Here is a 20,195-nt window from a genome sequence, read left to right as displayed (position 1 = left end):
CCGCCTCCCGCATTCCTCCGCCCGGCATTGCGGGCGCCTCGTCGCGGGGGCGCCGTTGCTCGTGTCCCTCTCGACCGCTTTCACGTATGCGTGCGGTTGGGCGGTCGATGCGCCTCTCGGTGCGGCGGCGGGCGTGGTGCTTGAGGCGTCCAAAGCAGCGCTTCTTCTCTTATGGGCCGAATGCCTATGCCGCGTCCGTTTCCGCGACGCCCTTCTGTGCGTGTCGCTGGTGTATGCGACGGCGTTCTCCCTCTGCTTGCTGGTGGCTGGCCTCAAGCCCCTTGCGGCGCTCGTCGTCCACGCGTCGATGCCGTTGCTGTCGGGGGGAGCGTTGCTGTCGCTTCGCTCGGACGCCGCATTCGCCCCCTCGAAGGGCGATCTGCCCAAAGAGGCTCGCGTCCCTCGCCTTCCGATGCGTCTATTCGTGGGCATAGGGCTGTTCGGCGCCATCAGCCTGCTCACCAACTCGCTTTCCGAGGCCAAGTCTTCTGCGACGGCTGAGCTCAACACGCTGCTCGCCGGGCTTGCCGTGTCGACGCTTGTCGCATTGTTCGCCCGACGTTGCGGCGAGAGGTTCGATTTCATGTTCCTATACCGGATGCTCACGCCCCTCATGATCTTCAGCATCATCCCCGTTCTCATGCTCGAAAGCGGGAATCAGCAGTACGAGGCGTACGCCATCGGCGCCGGATGGACGTTCTTCCGCATTTTCACATGGACCCTGTGGTGCAGCATCGCCTCGCGGTCTCGCGTTCCGGCGGCGTGCGTGTTCGCCGCAGGTCAGTTCGCGCTCACTTCATGCAGCACCTTCGCCCAGGCGCTCTACGATGCGGTGCTGTGCGGGCTTGACGCTCCGCTGCCCGTTGCCATATCGGGCGTTATCGGGCTTGCGGTGGCCACTTCGGCGTTCGTGATGAGCGAAGGGGACATCAGGCGGTTCTTCGAGCGGCGGGGAACCGCGAAGCGCCTTGCCGACGACGAGGAGGCGTGCGCGCGATGCGCGGGAAACGCCGCGCGACGGTTCGGGCTGTCGAAGCGCGAAGAGGAGATAGCCGCCCTGGTGGCACGGGGAAGGAACAACGCCGTCATCCGCGAGCGGCTCTGCATAACCGAGAGCACGCTGCGAACGCATCTGCGCAACATCTATGCAAAGATGCTGGTGCATAGTCGTCAGGAGCTCGTCGACGTCGTGCTTTCGTGCTCGGATGACGAAGGGTAGGCGTCCGCCGCGAGGGCTTCGCAGCTGCGGGACGGTGGGATGCGGTCTGCTGAGAAAAGACGAGCCGCCGACGCGTTTTCCGATGGCTTTCGATAGCCGTCCGCCTCCGAGAGCGCGATGCCGCTCCTGTCCCCAGGTCGTGTTTGGACGAGCCCTTGCCGTCGGCGTCGTTCCTTACTTCTGGGCGAACAGATCCCAGCCCTCGTCGCTCACGAACAGGCGCGCGGCGCGGGGCATGATACGCGCGGAGAAAGGCGTCATGAGGCGCGTTGCCTCTCCGTCGTACTGCACCTCCATGGGCGGGTCGGCTTTGACGCGCACCTTGCGCGCTCGGTGTATCTCGAGCGCGCCCGTCCGGTCGGGGAACTCGCCGCCGCGGTCGAGCAGGCCGGCGAACACGGCGGGTATGAGCTCGAAGGCGGTTTTGGCCTTGAGCACCACCACGTCGAACTCGCCGTCGCGCGGCTCGTTTTCGTGCGTGACCGCAATGTCGAACTGTATCTTCGAGAAGTTCACGAGAAGGATGCCGAGCCCTTCGCTTTCCACTGTGCGCCCGTCGAGCTCGATGAAAAAACGCGACTTCTGGGGCATCGGATTGAGCACGGCGGCCGAAAGGTAGGCCATGGGGCCGAACAGGCGCTTGCCGGCTTCCGCGCCGTGCATTATGGCAGCGTCGTATCCCGCTCCAGCCATGATGCCGAAGCCGAACCTGCGGCCGGCCACCTCAATCTCCCCGAGGTCGAAATCGAGCGTGCGCCCCTCGCGCACGATCTTGGCGAGCGCATGCGGCTCGAGCGGAGATGCGAGGTTGAGGGCGAGGAGGTTCGCCGTACCGGCGGGGAAGGGGAGCACCGGCACTCCCGAGTTCGCCAAGGAATAGCTCACCGTTGCCACTGTGCCGTCTCCTCCGCTCGCCACCACCGCGTCGAAGGATGTGGCGTCGCGAAGCAGGTCGCGCACATCGGTCGAGCCGTCGGTGGAGCGCAGGCAGACCTCGTCGCCGTCTCGGGCGAACGAGCGCGCGAAATCGTAGACGGCGCCTTCGCCGAATCCCGAGGACAGGTTGTTAATGACGAGCAGTTTCACAGACGCCCTTTCAATTGCTATGATGGCATGGTACAACATGAAGCCGGAAACGCAAGGCAAGGAACGGTGAGGATCTCCCGGTGTACATAGCAAACCAAGAAAGCCTCGAGGCGTTCGCACGCCGCGCGATGCGCTCGAGCGTGCTCGCCGTCGACACGGAGTTTCTGCGCGAGAAAACCTATTACGCGAAGCTGTGCCTTCTGCAGCTGGCAACCGATGACGAGACGGTCATCGTGGATCCCTTCGAGGTCGAGGATCTGCGCGTGCTGGCGCCTGTGCTTGAGGACGGGTCCGTGGTGAAGCTGTTTCACGCTGGCGGCCAAGACCTCGAGATACTGCTGCGCGAGGTGGGCACGCTGCCGAGGCCTTTGTTCGACACGCAGGTTGCAGCCGCGCTTTTGGGCCATACGCAACAGATCGGCTACGCGGCGCTCGTTCATGCCGAGTGCGGCGTGACGCTCAAGAAGATAGATTCGTTCACCGATTGGTCGCGCCGGCCGCTGTCGGACTCGCAGTTGGAGTACGCGGCCGACGACGTGGCCTATCTGCCGCGCATGTACGAGCGAATGCGGGCCAAGCTCGTGGAGCTGGGGCGCCTTTCGTGGCTTGATCGCGATTTCGAGGACATGGCCGATCCGGCGCGCTATGCCGCGAACGAGCGCGAACGGTATCGGCGCCTCAAGCGCGTCTCGCAGCTGTCGCGTCGCCAGCTTGCGGCCGCACGCGAGGTGGCGGCGTGGCGCGAGCTGGAAGCCCAGCGTCGCGACGTGCCGCGCAAATGGGTGCTCACCGACGAGCAGATCGTGGAGGCGTGCAAGCGCGAGGCGCGCTCGATCGACGAGCTGTTCATGGTGCGCGGTATGTCCGACCGGCTGTCCACGAAGGACGCGCGGACCGTGGTGTCCCTCGTGTCCTCGGCGCTCGACGCCCCGCCGAGCGCCTGGCCCGAGCCCGACCGTTGCGGCAAGAACGAGCCGAACGTCGATGCGGAGCTCGATCTCATGTGCGCCCTCGTTCGCTTGCGGGCGAAGCAAAACGGCGTGGCGTTTCCCACGCTGGCAAGTCACGACGATCTCGCGCGTGTGGCGCGCGGCTACCGCGAGGGCATCGATGTTCTGCGCGGATGGCGTCGCTCGCTTGTGGGGGAAGAGCTTCTGAGGTTGCTCGAGGGCAGGATCGCCTTGTCGTTGTCCGATGGCGAGATCAAGGTTACGGAAGTTTAACGCTCGGCCAGCGGGCGGCTCGACCCTCCGACATCGTCGGGTATAATGGCGGGGAAAGAGGGCGGCGGCCTGGGGGCCGCGCGCATGTCTCCCCCTGAAGGAGTGTTCCAATCATGCTTTTCGGAGTTAGCACCGGCTATTGGATGCTGGTCATCGTCACGCTCATCATCGGTGGGTTCGCCACCTGGTACGTGAACTCGCAGCTCAAAAAGTACTCGCGCGTGCCCATCTCCACGGGCCTCACCGGTGCGGAAGCCGCGCGCCGCATGCTTTCCTATTACGGCATCTCCGGCGTGGAGGTGCACCGCGGCGGGCCGGGGCAGGATTTCTTCGATCCTCGCACGAACTCGGTCACGCTCTCGCCCGATGCCTACGAGGGTCGCACCGTCACGGCCACGGCCACGGCCTGCCATGAAGTGGGCCACGCCTACCAGTACGCGCAGGGTTACGCTCCCATGAAGATCCGCGGCGCTCTCGTTCCCGTGGTGAACCTGGCGTCGAACGCATGGATATTCCTCTTGATCTTGGGAGTGTTTCTGCAGATGGCCCAGCTGACGATGCTCGCCATCGTCATGTACGCTGCCGTGGTCGTGTTCCAGCTGGTCACGTTGCCGGTCGAGTTCGACGCTTCGCGTCGTGCGATGGTCTACATGGGATCGACCGGGCTCCCCCAGTCCGAGCAGTCCGGCTCGTTCAGCGTGCTGCGCGCTTGCGCGCTCACCTACGTGGCCGCGGCGCTCACTTCCATCCTGCAGCTTCTGTGGCTGCTCAGCCAGAACCGCGAGTAGCCGTCCCCGTGATTCGCGAAGAGAGAGAAGGGACGGCGTCCGAGGCGCTGTCGGTGTCGGGGGCGATGGCGCTCGCGAAGGGCGCGCTCGAAGGAATCGTCGTGCGCTTGGTGGGCGAGGTGTCCGAGGTGTCGAACAAGCCCGGATACAAGGCCGTGTACTTCACGGTGAAGGACGAGCGCGCCGCGCTGCCGTGCATGATGTGGAACAATCGCTTCAACGCGGCCGGTGTCGAGCTGCGAGTGGGGCAGCTTGTCGAGTTGAGCGGCCGCTTCACTCTGTACGCGCCGAAGGGGCGCATGAACTTCGACGTGTTCTCGCTCTCGCTTGCCGGCGAGGGACGCCTTCGTCAACAGGTGGCCGAGCTTGCGCGCAGGCTTAAGGCCGAGGGACTCATGGATCCCGCCCGCAAGCGTTCCTTGCCGTCGTATCCTCTCGTCGTCGGTTTGGTCACATCGCCGCGCGGCGATGCCGTCCATGACGTTTTGCGCACGCTGCGACGCCGGTTCCCGCTCGCCCGCGTCCTTTTGGCCGGCGTGACGGTGGAGGGCGCGACGGCGGCGGCTGGCATCGTGGAGGCCATGCGTTGCGTGGTCGAGGCCGGTGCCGAGGTGGTGCTTATCGTGCGCGGTGGGGGTACGTACGAGGACCTCATGCCGTTCAACGACGAGCGCCTCGCGCGCACCATCGCGCGCTGTCCTGTGCCGGTGGTCACGGGCATCGGGCACGAGCCCGACACGTCCATCGCCGACATGGTGGCCGATGTGCGGGCTTCCACGCCCACTGCGGCTGCCGAAGCGGTGAGCCCTGCGCGCGATGATCTGGAGCGCCGCCTCGTCGCGCGGGCCCGTTCGCTCTCGGTTTGCGCCGAGCGTGCGCTCGAGCGGGCCGTCGCCGACGTGCGCCGCTGCGCGACACGGCCTTTGTTCCGAGACGCGCACCTTCTGTTCGCCGTCGAGGCGCAGACGCTCGACCTTGCCGCTGAGCGCCTCGCCCGCGTCCTGCCTGCGAACCTCGAGCGCGATGCGGCAGTTGTGGAGCGGCAGCGCGAACGCCTTGCCCGCACCTTGCCTGCGAGCCTCGAGCGCGATGTCGCGAGCGTGGGACGGCAGCGCGAGCGCCTTGCCCGCACCTTGCCTGCCGCCGTTGGACGTGCTCGCGATCAGGCTGAGCGAGGGCGCGAACGGCTTGTGGCTTGCGGAGGTGCGCTCGTTGGGCGCTTCGAACGGGAGACGGCGGTTGCGGCTGCGCGACTGCACGATCTTTCCCCTCTCGCCGTGCTCGGACGCGGTTATGCTGTGGCGCGCACTTCGGCGGGCGCCGTGGTGAAAAGCGTGGAGGCCGTGGCGGAGGGCGATGAGGTGAACGTGTCGCTATCCGACGGCGTGCTGGCCTGTCGCGTCGAGGCGATGCGGCGCATCGATACGGACATCATGGAGTGGAAGGACCTGTCATGACCGAGACAGAAGGACCTAGGCCCGTCGAGGAGCTGACGTTTCGCGAGGCCATGGCCGAGCTCGACGGCATCGTGGGCGTGCTGGAAAGCAACACGCTCGAACTCGAGGACAGCTTGAGGAGCTACGAGCGCGGCGTTGCGCTGCTCGCCGCGCTCCAATCGCGTCTCTTAGAGGCGCAGCAGAAAGTGGACGTGCTCATGGGCAAGCTCGTGCCGGAAGCCGACGACGAAACGCGCGACACGAGCCTTTCGTGAAAACGGCCGTCCGTGCCGGCCTGATGGACTTTGGACGGACGCTGAGGAAACGCAGCGCGAGAGAGGAGAGCGCCATGCGCAAGGACGATTGCCTGTTCTGCAAGATCGTTGCGGGGGAGATTCCGTCGACCAAAGTGTACGAGGACGAGCGCGTTCTCGCGTTCGAGGACGTGAGCCCCATGATGCCCGTGCACACGCTCATCGTGCCGAAGAACCACTACGATAACATCGGCGACTCCATTCCCGACGACGAAATGGGGCATCTGTTCAACACCGTGCGAAAAGTGGCCGACATCAAAGGCGTCGCCGAGAGCGGCTATCGGGTCATCGTGAACACGAACGACGACGCTTGCCAAACCGTGCATCACGTGCACGTGCACGTCCTCGGCGGCGCGCCCATGAACTCGGGCGACCCCTCGAAGAGCTAGCCTGGGGCATCGCTTCGCCTAAAGGGTTTCCAACAGCGGGGGCTTCTGTTAGGGAAGCTTTGAATTCGGCGTGTGGTTCCGTAGGCGCGACGAGAAGGGGACCCTGTCGCGAGGGGCATGCTTCCGCTTCCGCATACGATACGCTCTCTGCAATGCGTCGCAGAATTCGACAGCGTCCTCTCCCTTCCTCGCGACGCCTTTCTTTTTGAAGGGGTGGTTTTCGGCGAGCGGCGCGCCGTTTGCCGACGGGACGCTGCGTCTCACCCGGCTGTCAGTTGCCTGCGCCTAAAATAAACGTTTCAGGATAGGCATAAGGAGGCAGGCCGTTGAACGTACTAGTCATCAATGCTGGATCATCTTCCTTGAAGTACCAGTTGGTCAACGTCGAGCAACACGAGCTCCTCGCCAAGGGCATCTGCGAGCGTGTGGGGTCGGCCGAGGCGTTCCACAAGCACGGGCTCGACGAGAACGAGGTGGTCATCGACGCGCACATGGCCGACCACGACGATGCGATGGCGCTCGTTCTGGAGTCGCTCACAAGCGGCCCTGCGAAGGCCATCGACTCGCTTTCCGAGATCGATGCCGTGGGGCATCGGATCGTGCAGGGCGGCAAGTACTTCGACCGTTCCGTGCTCATCGACGACGACGTCGTCGCCAAGATCGATGAGCTGGCGGAGCTCGCGCCCTTGCACAACGGCGCGGCCCTCATGGGCATTCGCGCCTGCCAAAAGCACATGCCCGACGTGCCCATGGTTGCCGTGTTCGACACGTCGTTCTTCCAGACGCTCCCGCCGAAGGCTTACATGTACCCGCTGCCTTATGAATTGTACGAGAAGTACGCCATCCGCAAGTACGGTGCTCACGGCACGTCGCACCGCTACATATCGGAGCGCGCGGCCGCCGTGCTCGACGAGCCCCTGGACGAGTTGAAGCTCATCACCTGCCATTTGGGCAACGGTTGCTCCATCAGCGCCGTCGACCACGGCGTGGCCGTGGACACGTCCATGGGCCTCACGCCGCTTGACGGCCTCATGATGGGCACGCGCTGCGGGGCCATCGACCCTGCCATCGTGCCTTTCGTCATGGAGCACGAGAACCTGACCGGCGCCGAGATGAACGACCTCATGAACAAGAAGTCGGGCCTGCTGGGCATTTCCGGCATCTCCAACGATCTGCGTAGCGTGCGCGACGCGTCTGAGAAGGGGCATGAGCGGGCGCAGCTGGCTTACGACATGTACTCGAACTCGGTTAAGAAGTACATCGGGTCCTACATCGCCGTCATGGGCGGCGTGGACGCCATCGTGCTCACGGCCGGCGTGGGCGAGAACTGCGAGAAGATGCGCCGGATGATCTTCACCGGCCTGCAGCCGCTCGGCATCATCCTCGACGAGGAGAAGAACCGCCAGCGAGGCTTCGAGCGCGAGATATCGGCCGACTCCTCGCAGGTGAAGATCATCATCATCCCCACGAACGAGGAGTACATGATCGCGCGCGACACCTACGACATCGTCCACGAGCAGATGCGCGTGGAGGGTGCCCTGCTCGACGAGGGGTCGTTGCTGGCGTAGGCGCTTTCGCCAAGAAACTCGGAGTTTGGAGCGGCCTCGCGCGTTGCGTGAGGCCGCTTGGCATGTCGGGCATGGTGCTCCCTGCACTATCCTGCGCCGTCGGATCAGGGGCAGCGTCGCGGGCTCTTCGACGTTTCGGTTCCTCCAAGTCACCGTTTTGGCCGCTGTGAAGCTCGTTCGGACTCAACGTGGGCGAACCGCTCTTGTTTACCTGGGCAAATGCCGGCGAGCGCTTCGACATACCGCGGCGAGTAAGGTCCTCGCCATCCCAAAACGCTTCACAAAGGCCAAAACGGTGACTCGGAGGGGCGTTTTCCGCGAGGTAAGCCGCCCTCGTCGCGCGTAGACGGGGCGGCCTGCAAGCCCTCGCTATTCAGCGACTTTCGCCTGAGCCTGCACGCAGGTGATGGCGATGACGCCCACGATGTCGTCTGCGGTGCAGCCGCGGGACAGGTCGTTCACCGGTGCTGCGATGCCCTGCGTGATGGGGCCGTACGCTTCGGCCCCCGCGAGGCGCTGCACGAGCTTGTAGCCGATGTTGCCCGCATCGAGGTCGGGGAACACGAGCACGTTTGCGCGTCCGGCTACGGGGGAGTCGGGCGCCTTCGATGCACCCACGGACGGCACGATGGCGGCGTCGAGCTGCAGTTCGCCGTCGAGCGAGAGACTGGGTGCCAGCTCGTGCGCTATCGCCGTCGCCTCCACCACTTTCGTTGCGTCGTCGTTTTTCGCCGAACCGTAGGTGGAGTGAGACAACAGCGCCACGGTCGGCTCGGTGCCCATGAGCGTCTTCCATGATCGCGCCGAGTTCACGGCGATATGGGCCAGGCGCTCGGCGTCCGGCTGCACTTCCAGTCCGCAGTCGCTGAACACGAACGTGCCGTTCTGGCCCAAGTCGCAATCGGGCACCACCATCACGAAGAACGAGCTGACGAGCTTCACGCCAGGAGCGGTCTTGAGGATCTGCAGACAAGGTCGCAAAACGTCGCCCGTGGCGTGGCACGCGCCGGCCACCATGCCGTCGGCCAGCCCGTGCTTCACCATCATCACGCCGAAGTACAGCACGTCGTCCATGAGATTGAGCGCGTCCTCCTTCGCAAGGCCTTTATGGCGGCGCAGTTCGAAGAGCGCGCTTGCGAGCTCTTCGCGCAATTCGGACGTGCGCGGATCGATGAGCCGCGCACCGTCGAGCGCGTACCCGCTGTTCGCGATGGTGTCCGCGTCGCCCAAGATGATGAGGTCGGCCACGCTGTCGGCCAGGATGCGCTCGGCAGCGGCCAGCGTGCGCTCGTCGTCGCCCTCGGGCAGCACGATGGTGCGCTTGTCCGCTTTGGCGCGGGCCAGCATCGATTCGAGGAATGCGCTCATGGGGATCCTTTCTCGCGGCGTGCCCGCCTTCGAACGGACATCGCATCGGGATTTGTCTCCTTCGTATGATAATCTACGCACCTCCCAGGCTTTTCGGTAAAATAGCCTCCGGTTTGTCAAAGGGGCCGAACGCGCCCTTTTCGAGGATGCGCGGCGCGGTGCGTGGGCGCCGTTTGGACGGACGGGAAGGGTTCTCCATGGGAGTTCGTTACTGCGATTTCAAGGATCTCGACCACGGCGACTTCGACGCTGTGGTGGTGGGCAGCGGGTTCGCCGGCGCCGTTGTCGCGCGCGAGCTGGCCGAGAGAGGGCGCGCGCGCGTGCTCGTCATCGAGAAGCGCTCGCATATCGGCGGCAACATGTACGACGAACTCGACGAAGCGGGCATTCTCGTGCATCGTTACGGGCCGCACATCTTCCATACGAACGACAGGCGCACTTTCGATTACGTGCGCCGTTTCACCGATTGGCGCGACTATGAGCACAAAGTGCTCGCCGATTGGTACGGCACCTACCTTCCTGTTCCGTTCAACAAAAACTCGATGGAGATCGCTTTCGGCGAGGAACGTGCCGCGCGGCTCGTCCGCAAGCTCGTCGATGTCTTCGGCGACGAGCGCAAGGTCACCATCACCGAGCTGCGCGAGCAGGACGACCCCGAGTTATCCGAGATCGCCGATTTCGTGTACGAAAACGTGTTCCTCTATTACACGCAGAAGCAGTGGGGGCTCACTCCTGAAGAGGTAGACCCTTCCGTCACGGCACGCGTTCCCGTGCTCGTCTCGCGCGACGACCGCTATTTCCAAGACGCCTACCAGGGAATGCCGGCCGAGGGCTACACGCCGTTGTTCGAGCGGATGCTCGATTGCGACGGCATCCTCGTGTGCCTGGACACCGAGGCCGAAAGCGTCTTCGACCTCGAGTTCGCAAGCGAGGCGGAGGACGCGCCGCTTTCGGCGATCCTCATCAAAGGCGCGCCCTTCCAAGGGCCGATCGTCTACACCGGTCCGCTCGACGAGCTCTTCCTGTCGCGCTTCGGCCGCCTGCCGTACCGCAGCCTGGACTTCGTGTACGAGACGCACGACGCCGAGCAGGTGCTTCCCTGCGGCACGGTGAACTTCACGGTGACCGAAGACTACACCCGTATCACCGAGTTCAAGCACCTCACCGGCCAGACGCATCCCAAGACCACCATCATGAAAGAGTACAGTCGTTCCTACGAGGATCCGACGGCGCAAATCCCCTATTACGCCATCCTTTCCGACGAGAATCGGGCGCATTACGAACGCTACCGCGCGCTCACCGCGCCGCTTGCGAACTTCCATCCGCTTGGCCGCCTTGCCGAGTACCGCTACTACAACATGGACGTCATCGTCGGCCGCGCGCTCGCGTTGGCCGACGAGCTGGTGATCGGTTCGGAGGGGCAGCGATGAAGACCGTTACATTCGCCGTTCCTTGTTACAATTCGGCTGGTTACATGGACCATTGCATTGAATCCATTCTGAAATGCGATGGGGGCGTGGGCGATGTCGAGATCGTCGTTGTGGACGACGGTTCGACGAAGGACGACACCGCCGCCAAGGCCGATGCGTGGGCGGAGCGACACCCCGGCATCGTCAAGGCCGTGCATCAGGAGAACGGCGGGCATGGCCAGGCCGTGAACACGGGCTTGGCCAACGCCACGGGGCGCTACTTCAAGGTGGTGGACTCCGACGATTGGCTCGACGAGGCCGCCATGCGCGAGATCATGGCCTACTTGCGCCGCCAGATGGAGCTCGAAGACGCCACCGACCTCGTGATAGGCAACTACGTGTACGAGAAGGTTTCCGAGGGCGCACGCACTGTCATGCACTACCGCAACGTGTTCCCCGAGGGCCGCGAGTTCGGTTGGGACGAGGTGGGCCACTTCGGCCAGAGCCAATACCTGCTCATGCACTCGGTGATCTACCGCACCGAGCTTCTGCGCGAGATCGGGCTCGAGCTGCCGAAGCACACGTTCTACGTGGACAACATCTTCGTGTACGTGCCGCTGCCGCACGTGAAGACCATCTACTACCGCGACGTGGACATGTACCGCTACTTCATCGGCCGCGAGGACCAGAGCGTGAACGAGAGCGTGATGATCGGCCGCATCGACCAGCAGCTGCGCGTGACGCGCCTGATGATCGACGCCGTGCGGCTGCCCGATGCCGTTCCCGAGAAGCGCCTCGAGCGCTACATGGAGAACTACCTGTCCATGATGATGTGCATCTGCTCTATCTTCTTGCGCATGATCGACACCGATGAGGCCGAGGACAAACGCGAGGCCATCTGGGATTACCTCAAAGAGCAGAACCCGGACGTCTACCGGCGCATCCGCCGCAGTGTGCTGAACATGGGCACGAACCTGCCCACCGAGCTCGGTCGCAAGATCGGCATCTCCGGCTACCGGATGGCGCGGCGCATCTTCAAGTTCAACTAGCCCATGGTGCGTCGCATGCGGCGGGCGCGGCCGCCGCATGCCGATGAGCGCTCCGATGCGCGGCTCTGCTGGCGCGCTGGCGTCATACGCCCTTTCCAGGATGCGTTGTCGCCCGAAACGGTCGGTTTCGGCGCGAAAACCGACCGTTTCGGGCGACAACGTCGGTTTTTTGGAGGAAGACCTGCGGACGTATCGCGATCAGCTGGCGTGTGGGATGATGGGCAGGGTCGTGGAGACGCGGACGGCGGTGATGGGCTATGAGAGCCAACGATGTTGAGATGGCCCGACTTTTCTCGCGGGCGGAATCCAGGCAGATGTGCCTGGCTCCCTCTTCTGAGCAGGTGCGTTCTAACTTGCGTCGAAGGGTCGAGCGGGGCGAGGTGGTTCGACCGGCACGAGGTATGTTCGCGAGAACGACTTATTGGAACGCTCTCACGAGGTCCCGGCAGATGCTCCATATGATGCGGACGATGCAGGATGCCCATCCGGATTGGGTGTTTTGCCATGAGTCGGCCGCTGCCGCATTCGGTTTGGCGGTTCCGTATGAGAGACTACGATCTGTTCATGTCTCGACATCTCGGTCGGTTCGCAATGCGAGCTCGAAAGGCGTTCGATGGCATGTCGTCGAGGGTGATGGAACCGCTGTCGTGCGTGGCGTCCGCGTCACGTCTTTGGCGAGGACCGTTTTCGACTGCATGCGCACCTCCGGTTTCGATCAAGCGCTAGCCACCGCCGATAGCGCCCTGCGCGTGAGCGGAATGACGTCAGCGTCGTTTGCCGCCTGCTTCGAGCACATGGGCGGCACCCATACGGGGACTGCCCATGCCGTGCGGACGATGCGTTACGCCGACGCCCGCAGCGAAAGCGGGGGAGAGTCCATCGCGCGTGCGGTGATGATCCGTCGAGGCTTCGCCCTTCCCGAACTGCAGGTCGTTTTGCCGCAGCCTTTGAATCGGGAGCGCTCTTTTCGCGTGGACTTCCTTTGGAATCGCACGGACGGCGGCAAAGTGCTCGGCGAGTTCGACGGCATGCAGAAGTACGAGGACGCGACAATGCTCGCAGGGCGCTCTTCGTTGCGGGCGCTTGCCGATGAGCGCCATCGCGAAGCGCAGCTCACCCTGTATGGCATGCCCATCGTCCGATTCTCATACCAGGACGTGATGGACGAAGGTCGCTTCGCCGAGCTTCTCGACCGCTATGGGGTTCCGAGAAACGACGAGGACGCGCGCATCGAACGGCGTTTGGCGCGATCGCGTTCGACATCGGCGCATCTGTTCACCGTGATTCCCTTCTGAACGCGCGCGTTGTCGCCCGAAACGGTCGGTTTCGGCGCGAAAACCGACCGTTTCGGGCGACAACGCATTTGGGAGGCGGACGTCGCGACGGCGGCAAGCGCCACGAGGACGTCGATGCGCCTACGATCCCAGCCCCGTCGCGACGGCGGCAAGCGCCACGAGGACGCCGACGACTGACTCGCCGCCGAGGAGGCCGCTCGACACGACAAGGCCTGTTTCGACTTGCGCCTTCTCGCGTGCGGTGCGCTCTTCGGGCGCAAGGGCAGCGCGTCGGCGGGCGCACGCGGCGTCGTAGGCGAGTTTCGCAAGCGCGCCCAGAAACGCGGTGAGCGACATGTAGAAGGGCAGGTAGATGCCCAACCCCAGCATCATAGCGGGGAATCCGACCAAGTAGAGTGCGAAACCCGCTGCCAACCCCAGGGCGAAGGCTGGCACCGACGGAACGCCCGATACCATCGTGGCCACGACGGAGGCCTGCGCGGACACGAACGACGCTTGCGGGCCGAACGCCTCGGGGCCGTATGCTCCCACGAGCACGGCCATGACCGCGGCGGCCACCACCGCGCCGACCACCGCGCCGACGGCTTGGCCGATCCACTGGGCCTTCGGCGAGGTGCCCAGCACGTGCCCGGCACGGAAATCGTTCATCACATCTCCCGCCAGCCCGCACGCGACGGCCACGATGCCCGCGACGAAGAACAGCTGAGCTTGCGGCACGTCCGAGACGGCAGCCACGGCCAGAAGCACGATAAGGCCGAATATCTCCATGGGGTCAATGCCCGTCTGCCCCACGCTCTGGGCGCTCATGGCGGTGGCGACGAACGCGAGCAGCACGACGATGACGGCGGGCACAGGGCCGAGGCCCAGGCCGAAGCACGCGACGAGCGCGACCGCCGCGACGGCGAGCGCGACGAGCCCGGCGGTGACGCGGAGGCCGCCGGGCGCTGCGACCTCTTCGGAGGAGCCGCTCGCATTCGAGGGTTGCGCATCCGGGGTGGCGGGGCCGCTCGTGCTCGATCTGCGCGTCCGTCGCAGCGCGCCGATCGCCTTTGGGATCACGTCTTTGCAGACAACTCCCGCACCGGCGCCCATCATGACGCCCATGCCGAGGCTCGATACGATGCCCTGGGCTTGTGCGACGTCCCATATGCCGGCGGCCGATCCGCCTACGACGATGCCGAAGTTCGCCAGCAGCGCGCCGGAGAACCACACGGCGACGGCGCCGGTTCCCACGAGGAAGCCTACCGACAAGAGAATCGGCGAAAGGTAGATGCCGAATGAAACGCCTGGGATGGCTATGCCCCCGAAGAGCATCGTCGGGATAACGCCGAGCCAGTCGCGCAGCGCCGTGAAGATGCCGGCCAGCCCCATGGAGCCGAATAGCTTCCAGCCAGTGTTGCCGCCGGACTCTCCGGCGATGAGCGTTTGCGCGGCAGCCTCGCCGATGGGGTAGGTGAGCCCCGCCTCTTCAATGAAATGGCGGCGCAGAAGCGCGGTGCACACGAGGCCGAGCACGACGCCCGAGAGCGCCACGAGCAGCATCTCGTACCAGCCGACCTGCTCGGCGTGCCCGAGCATCCAGATTCCGGGGATGGTGAAAGCCAGGCCGCCCGCCACCATGGCGCCTGCGCTCATGACGGTGTGCGTGACGTTCGCCTCGTTGAGGTTGGCCTTGCCGTGGCCGAGCGCCTTGAGGAAGAACAGAGAAACGATGGCCGCGAACACGATGGGCCAAGGAAGTGCCCCCATCTTGAGAGCCGTGTAGACCGATGCGGCGGTGATGACGATGCAGCCGACGCAGCCTATGAGGATGCCGCGCAGCGTCAACTGCCCTTTGACAGAGTCCATGCCCTTCTCCTTTGCGTATATCCGCTTCCCCTTCGCTCGGGAAGTCGGGTTACCAGCGGGACGGGTACAGTATAATCGAGCGAAAGGGTCGAAGACATCGTTAATTCCTCGCGATTGTGGGTCTGGGCGCGCTCGGGCGGCGTGCGAGGGGAAAGGCGGAGAGCATGGCGAAGCGGGAGGCGTCGGCGGCGCCCGCGGTCCGGGCGGTGCTGGCGATTGATGTGGGGAACACGACGACGAGTTTGGGGATCGTCGAAGGCGGACAGCTTGTCGCCACGTGGTCGCTCACGACGCCGGAGCGCATGACGGCCGACGAGGCGCGCGTGGCAGCGATGTCGTTCCTGGGCGCGACGGACGGCGCGCGCGAGGTGGACGACGCCATCGTTGCCTCGGTGGTGCCCGGCCTGACCGATGCGTGGACCGCTGCTTCGGGCGCGTTGTGCGGCAGGCGTCCGCTCGTGGTGGGGCCGGGGCTTAAGACGGGCGTGCCCATGCGCTACAACGATCCGGGCGAGCTCGGGGCCGACCGCGTGGCCGATCTTGCCGCCGCGAGGCAGTCCTATAAGCCGCCGTTCGTCGTGGTGGATCTTGGCACGACGACGAACTTCGAGGTGGTCGACGCCGACGGGGTGTTCGTGGGCGGCATCATCGCACCGGGTCTCGCGCTGTCGGCCCGAGCGCTCGCCGATGCGGCGGCGAAGCTCGCCGTGGTCGATTTGCGCGCGCCCGCATCCGTCATCGGGAAGAGCACGCGCGAGGCCGTGCAGGCCGGCGTGGTGATGGGGGAGGTGGCTCGCATCGACGGGCTCATCGACATGATCTGGCGCGAGCTGGGCCGAGAGACGCTCGTCGTGGCCACGGGCGCCGACGCGCAGACGATGCGCGCCCTCTCCGCGCGCATCGACGAGGCCGACGAGCACCTCACGCTGCGCGGTCTGGGCGTGCTTCACGCCCTCAACCGACGATAGCGCAGACGAGTTTTTGCGAGGTCGGCGCATCTGCTGATTCGCGGCGAAGCGGAACGGGCGGCCCTTTCGCGCCTCTCTTGCGCGCTTCCGCGCGTCTGCGGGATATGCCGCGCGCATCGCGGCGCCCCTGGGTTACAATAGGCGGGCTGTCGTTTCGGAGAAGGGATCGCAATGGAGAAAGGCAACGTGAAGGCGCTTCTGCCTATCGGGGTGTTCCTCGTGTGCTACCTGGGGTTGGGGCTTCTGTTCGAGTACGGACTGGGCATAGCCATGGGGTTTTCGTCCGTGCCGGTCGTGGTGGTGTTCCTGCTCGCGCTTTTGGTTGCGTGCCTTCAGAACCGCGCGCTCCCCTTCGATGACAAGCTCGCAATCATGGGGCGGGGCATCGGCGACAAGACCATCGTCACGATGATCCTCATCTTCATGGCGGCGGGCGTGTTCGTGGGCACTGTGGGCCGCGACAGCGCCGAGAGCGTCGCCTACCTCATGCTGTCCGTCATTCCCGCGCAGTTCTCCGTGCTCGTGCTGTTCGTGGTGAGCTGCTTCGTATCGCTGTCGATGGGAACGTCGGTGGGCACCATCACGCTCATCACGCCCATCGCCGTGGCGGTGTCCGCCGCGTCGGGGTTCGACCTGCCGTTGTGCGTGGCCTCCGTCATGGGCGGTGCGATGTTCGGCGACAACCTCTCGTTCATCTCGGACACCACCATCGCGGCTTGCCAGGGGCAAGGGTGCCAGATGAAGGACAAGTTCCGCGAGAACTTCAAGATCGCGTTGCCGGCGGCGCTCGCGACGCTCGTCATCATCCTCGCGCTGTCGCTCGGATCCGACATCAGCGGCACCGTGAGCCACGACTACGACCTCGTCCAGCTCGTCCCGTACCTCATCGTTCTCGTGGGCGGCATCGTGGGCGTGAACGTTTTCGTCGTGCTCTTGCTGGGCATTGCGTCGGGTTCTCTCATCATGGTGGCTACCGGGGCCACGGCGCCGGTCGATCTGCTGACGAACATGGGGTCGGGCGCTGCCGGTATGTTCGAGACGACGATGGTGGCGGTGCTGGTGAGCGCCATCTGCGCGCTCATCCGCGAGCACGGAGGCTTCACCGCTCTTTTGAACGGCATCAAGAGCCTGTTCAAAAGCAAGAAGGGCGGACAGCTCGGCATGGGCTTGCTCGTGGGGGCGATGGACATCTCCACGGCGAACAACACGGTGGCCATCGTGATGGCGAACCCCATCGCCGCCGACATGGCGAAGACCTACGGCATCTCCAAGCGCAAGACGGCCTCGATCCTCGACACGTTCTCGTGCGTGTTCCAGGGGGTCATCCCTTATGGCGCTCAGATGCTCGTGGCCATCTCGGCGGCATCCGAGCTGGGATACGCGGTGTCGGCGTTCCAGATCATCCCGCTTCTGTTCTACCCGTTTTTGCTGCTTCTGAGCTCGCTTGCGTTCATCTTCCTTGCGCCAGAGGGGAAGGAGCGCGATTAGGCGGGCGTTCGGGCCGCTCTCCTCGAAAGAGGGCTCCGACCTGCGCATTGCGACGGGTCCGCCTGCCTCCGACAAAGGTGCGGATGGCTCGGCGAGGCGACTGACGGGCTCTGCGCCCTTCCTGCCGGACGTGTCTGCCAACGATGCCCTTCGGCGCCTCGCCCTCTGCCGCATCTGGGTATTCGCGCTGAAACGGGATTCGGAGAGCGTTTGGCCTCCGTTCGTGGCGGCCATCTTCGGCGGGCTCCTCTTCTTCTCGTCCTTCTCGCGCGGCGATCCGCTTTTCGCCGCGAGCTTTTTTCGAGCGACGAGAGAACGCCTCGCGCTGTTCCGCTGGGTGGCGCTTGCGGGGAGCATCAGCGGCAGGAGCCTTTCGCGGCTTCCCTGTTTCGCCGAGACGACGCACGCACTCCCGTCGTCCGTCGTCATCGCGACGGCATGGGGGCGCTTCTTGCCGGCATGATCGTTTTCGATTCCAGATCTTGAGGCGATCATGGCGATGGCGGCCATGCCGCTCGTCCTCGTCGCTGCGACGGTGGCGATTGCATTCGGGGAGGCGGTCCGTCCCGCGCTTCGACGCTGCCCGCCTCTCGGGGCCCGTCGGCCCGGATCTCGCGGTCGAACGCCCTCTTGCTCGCTTCGGAACGGTTCGATTTGACGCAACGTGAGCCTGACGTGGCGTTCCTGCTGGTCAAGGGATGCGCGTTGGGCCATGACGCCGAAGCGCTCCGCATCTTCGTCGGCACGGCGCCCACCTGTTCGAAAAGCTCGTGCCGCAAACTCGGGATGCGTAGGAAGCGCGACCTCGCCGCCATGGTGGAGCAGGCTTGGCCTTTCTAACTCCAGCCATTCTCGGACAGCGTGCGACCGTCAAGCGTTTTGAGCGAGAAACGGCCGTCATCGTAGACGGCGTAGCTTGCTGAGTCGTCCTTGGGGATGGATGTGCTGCCCGGATTGACGAGCAGCAAGCCGTTGCGCTCTTCGAGCGTTTTCACGTGCGTGTGGCCCGAGAGGAAGGCGCTTCGAGGGGGCAGCGCCGGCGGATCGGCGGGCGTCTTTCCCGGCAGGTGGCCATGGGTGAGGTAGAGAAGGTGGCCGTCGGCCTCCACGAGGGCGTAGTCGGCCATGCAGGGGAAGCCGAGCACCATCTGGTCGACCTCGGCGTCGCAGTTGCCGCGCACGGCCACGATGCGATCGGCCAGGTCGTTGAGCAGCCCGACGACCTCCTTGGGCGCGTAGCCTGCGGGCAGGTCGTTGCGCGGGCCGTGGTACAGGAGGTCGCCCAGCAGGGCGATGCGGTCGGGCGCCTCGGCCTCGATGCGCGCGGCGAGCGCGCGCACGGCCGGCGCCGAGCCGTGCAGGTCGGATGCGATGAGCAGCTTCACGGGCGTTCCTTTCGTCGGTCGTGCCAGTGTAGCGCAAACGGCTCAGGCGCGCGACCCGCTTCCTACAGCCCTGCGAGCACTTCCCGATCGGCTTCCACCTGCTCGCGCGCGAGGGCGGCCAGCCCCCGGTAGAACGACGTGCGGGCATGCGCCTCCACGTCGTCGCAGAATGCGGGCACCCAGGAGGCAACGTGGTTCTCCACGAACGCGCGCTCGAACGCGACGAGCTCGCCGACGGCCTCCCCGTCGCCTTTCGCGCATGCCTCCGCGGTGCGGTCGGCCAGCTCGGCGACGAACGCGCACTCGAGCGCAAGGTGGTCTTCGGGCAGGTCGAAATCGTCCGGCGCGTCGAGGCCCTGCGAGCGGTAGGCGGTCAGCACCTCGTCGCGCGCCTCCTGCATGAGCAGGTGCTCGGGGCTCGTGTACACCGACTCGTACGGCGCCACCGGATGCGGCCCCATCCCCAGGAACAGCCGGTTGTACTCGGCCGCGAGGTCGATGCGCAGCGCCTCGTCCTCGGCGGCGTCGCGGCTGTCCAGTTCGGCGAAGAACTCCGCGAGCGGGTCGTCGGCGGGACGGTCCTTCGCGGCTTCGCGCAAAGCGGCGATGAAGGCCGCGTCGGGTGCGGTGCGGAAGGCCCGCGAGAGGAAGCGGTAGGCGAGGGCGCGCTCGCCCATGAGCTCGATGATGTCGCTGGTTTGCATGGGGTCTCCTCTGGGTCGTCGTCGCGGGCTGCGAACGCCGAAGGGCGCCGAAGCGCCCTTCGTGCTGGGGAGGGAAGGGGGCCGCGGCTGGGCGCGGCCCCCGGGAACGTCGGCCTCAGGACACGTACACGCTCGGGTTCGTCTCGCCTTCCATGCGGGCGCCGCCCTTCTCGGCGGCCTGCGTCTCCATCTCGGAGAGCGGGCCGAAGTGCAGCGCCTGCATGGGGCACGACGCCACGCAGTGCGGCTCGCCCTCTTCGGTTCGCCCGATGGACAGGCAGGTGTCGCACTTGTCCATCTTCAGGCCGCCGCCTTCCGCCTCGCGGAACTGCGGCACGTCGAACGGGCAGGCCGTCGAGCAGGTCTTGCACCCGATGCACTTCTCGTCGTCCACCACCACGACGCCGTCTTCCTCGCGTTTGCTGATGGCGCCCTGCGCGCATTGTGCGAAGCATGCGGGACGATCGCAATGCATGCACGAAAGCGATTCGAACATGCGCTTCACGTTGGGGAACGTGCCGTCCACCGTTTCCCGTACGTTGCGGCGCGACACGGTGCCGGCCTCGATCCCGTGCCACTGCTTGCAGGCGATCTGGCAGGCCCAGCATTTGATGCAGCGGCTCGTGTCGACGTAGAATCCGTACTGCTCAGCCATGAT

18 protein-coding genes are annotated in these 20,195 nt (G+C 65.2%); 12 read left to right on the top strand and 6 right to left on the bottom strand.

Translation table 11 applies throughout. From position 1 onward, the window contains the following. The coding region (locus tag B5F40_RS12120; RefSeq protein WP_162610971.1) for a helix-turn-helix transcriptional regulator at window positions 1-1,219 on the top strand (1,219 nt) is incomplete at its 5' end. 174 nt (window positions 1,220-1,393) lie between these two features. Here B5F40_RS12120 and B5F40_RS12115 read toward each other — a convergent pair. Further along, window positions 1,394-2,305, bottom strand: coding sequence for a diacylglycerol/lipid kinase family protein (locus tag B5F40_RS12115; RefSeq protein ID WP_087194542.1), 912 nt, complete (start codon window positions 2,303-2,305; stop codon window positions 1,394-1,396). A gap of 80 nt (window positions 2,306-2,385) precedes the next feature. Here B5F40_RS12115 and rnd point away from each other — a divergent pair, with 80 nt between their 5' ends. The 6 genes from rnd to B5F40_RS12085 all read left to right on the top strand — a co-directional run bounded on the left by rnd (window position 2,386) and on the right by B5F40_RS12085 (window position 8,023). Next, on the top strand, window positions 2,386-3,528 hold the full coding sequence (gene rnd, locus B5F40_RS12110) for a ribonuclease D (RefSeq protein ID WP_087194541.1): 1,143 nt from the start codon (window positions 2,386-2,388) through the stop codon (window positions 3,526-3,528). A 113-nt stretch (window positions 3,529-3,641) separates the two neighbouring features. Then, entirely contained in the window at window positions 3,642-4,316 is a 675-nt protein-coding gene (locus B5F40_RS12105) for a zinc metallopeptidase (RefSeq protein WP_087194540.1), read from the top strand. Between the two features lie 8 nt (window positions 4,317-4,324). Then, window positions 4,325-5,773, top strand: coding sequence for an exodeoxyribonuclease VII large subunit (gene xseA, locus B5F40_RS12100; RefSeq protein WP_255396421.1), 1,449 nt, complete (start codon window positions 4,325-4,327; stop codon window positions 5,771-5,773). Next, a complete protein-coding gene (gene xseB, locus B5F40_RS12095) occupies window positions 5,770-6,027 on the top strand; it encodes an exodeoxyribonuclease VII small subunit (RefSeq protein WP_087194538.1) in 258 nt (85 codons plus the stop codon). The genes xseA and xseB overlap by 4 nt, the downstream gene beginning before the upstream one ends. A gap of 74 nt (window positions 6,028-6,101) precedes the next feature. After that, window positions 6,102-6,455: a histidine triad nucleotide-binding protein gene (locus B5F40_RS12090; protein ID WP_087194537.1), complete on the top strand. Its 354-nt coding sequence runs from the start codon at window positions 6,102-6,104 to the stop codon at window positions 6,453-6,455. A gap of 326 nt (window positions 6,456-6,781) precedes the next feature. Beyond that, a complete protein-coding gene (locus B5F40_RS12085; RefSeq protein ID WP_087194536.1) occupies window positions 6,782-8,023 on the top strand; it encodes an acetate/propionate family kinase in 1,242 nt (413 codons plus the stop codon). Between the two features lie 369 nt (window positions 8,024-8,392). Here B5F40_RS12085 and pta read toward each other — a convergent pair whose 3' ends face one another. Continuing rightward, window positions 8,393-9,391 (bottom strand): phosphate acetyltransferase, encoded by a 999-nt coding sequence (pta, locus tag B5F40_RS12080; protein ID WP_087194535.1) that lies wholly within the window; start codon window positions 9,389-9,391, stop codon window positions 8,393-8,395. A gap of 197 nt (window positions 9,392-9,588) precedes the next feature. Here pta and glf point away from each other — a divergent pair, with 197 nt between their 5' ends. The 3 genes from glf to B5F40_RS16705 all read left to right on the top strand — a co-directional run bounded on the left by glf (window position 9,589) and on the right by B5F40_RS16705 (window position 13,144). Beyond that, window positions 9,589-10,821 (top strand): UDP-galactopyranose mutase, encoded by a 1,233-nt coding sequence (gene glf, locus B5F40_RS12075; protein WP_087194534.1) that lies wholly within the window; start codon window positions 9,589-9,591, stop codon window positions 10,819-10,821. Next, window positions 10,818-11,849: a glycosyltransferase family 2 protein gene (locus tag B5F40_RS12070; protein ID WP_087194533.1), complete on the top strand. Its 1,032-nt coding sequence runs from the start codon at window positions 10,818-10,820 to the stop codon at window positions 11,847-11,849. The genes glf and B5F40_RS12070 overlap by 4 nt, the downstream gene beginning before the upstream one ends. A 695-nt stretch (window positions 11,850-12,544) precedes the next feature. Further along, window positions 12,545-13,144: a hypothetical protein gene (locus B5F40_RS16705; protein ID WP_239443039.1), complete on the top strand. Its 600-nt coding sequence runs from the start codon at window positions 12,545-12,547 to the stop codon at window positions 13,142-13,144. Window positions 13,145-13,264: 120 nt separating this feature from the next. On the opposite strand, the gene B5F40_RS12060 is transcribed toward B5F40_RS16705, so the two are convergent. Next, window positions 13,265-14,992, bottom strand: coding sequence for an OPT/YSL family transporter (locus B5F40_RS12060; RefSeq protein WP_087194531.1), 1,728 nt, complete (start codon window positions 14,990-14,992; stop codon window positions 13,265-13,267). 164 nt (window positions 14,993-15,156) lie between these two features. Here B5F40_RS12060 and B5F40_RS12055 point away from each other — a divergent pair, with 164 nt between their 5' ends. Then, window positions 15,157-15,960: a type III pantothenate kinase gene (locus B5F40_RS12055; protein WP_087194530.1), complete on the top strand. Its 804-nt coding sequence runs from the start codon at window positions 15,157-15,159 to the stop codon at window positions 15,958-15,960. A gap of 171 nt (window positions 15,961-16,131) precedes the next feature. Then, the gene (locus B5F40_RS12050; protein ID WP_087194529.1) at window positions 16,132-17,448 is read left to right on the top strand and encodes a Na+/H+ antiporter NhaC family protein; all 1,317 of its coding nucleotides are present in this window, start codon (window positions 16,132-16,134) and stop codon (window positions 17,446-17,448) included. Between the two features lie 836 nt (window positions 17,449-18,284). Here the strand turns inward: B5F40_RS12050 and yfcE are convergent. The 3 genes from yfcE to B5F40_RS12025 all read right to left on the bottom strand — a co-directional run bounded on the left by yfcE (window position 18,285) and on the right by B5F40_RS12025 (window position 20,192). After that, window positions 18,285-18,833: a phosphodiesterase gene (yfcE, locus tag B5F40_RS12035; protein WP_087194526.1), complete on the bottom strand. Its 549-nt coding sequence runs from the start codon at window positions 18,831-18,833 to the stop codon at window positions 18,285-18,287. Window positions 18,834-18,895: 62 nt separating this feature from the next. Beyond that, window positions 18,896-19,537, bottom strand: coding sequence for a TorD/DmsD family molecular chaperone (locus B5F40_RS12030; protein ID WP_087194525.1), 642 nt, complete (start codon window positions 19,535-19,537; stop codon window positions 18,896-18,898). 115 nt (window positions 19,538-19,652) lie between these two features. After that, complete coding sequence (locus B5F40_RS12025) at window positions 19,653-20,192, bottom strand: 4Fe-4S dicluster domain-containing protein (RefSeq protein WP_087194524.1); 540 nt, start codon at window positions 20,190-20,192, stop codon at window positions 19,653-19,655. Window positions 20,193-20,195 lie beyond the last annotated feature (3 nt).

The organism is Gordonibacter sp. An230, from assembly GCF_002159915.1.
Lineage (GTDB): Bacteria > Actinomycetota > Coriobacteriia > Coriobacteriales > Eggerthellaceae > Rubneribacter.
Note: the sequence above shows the minus strand (reverse complement) of the source record. Positions and strands in the feature narration are given on the sequence as shown.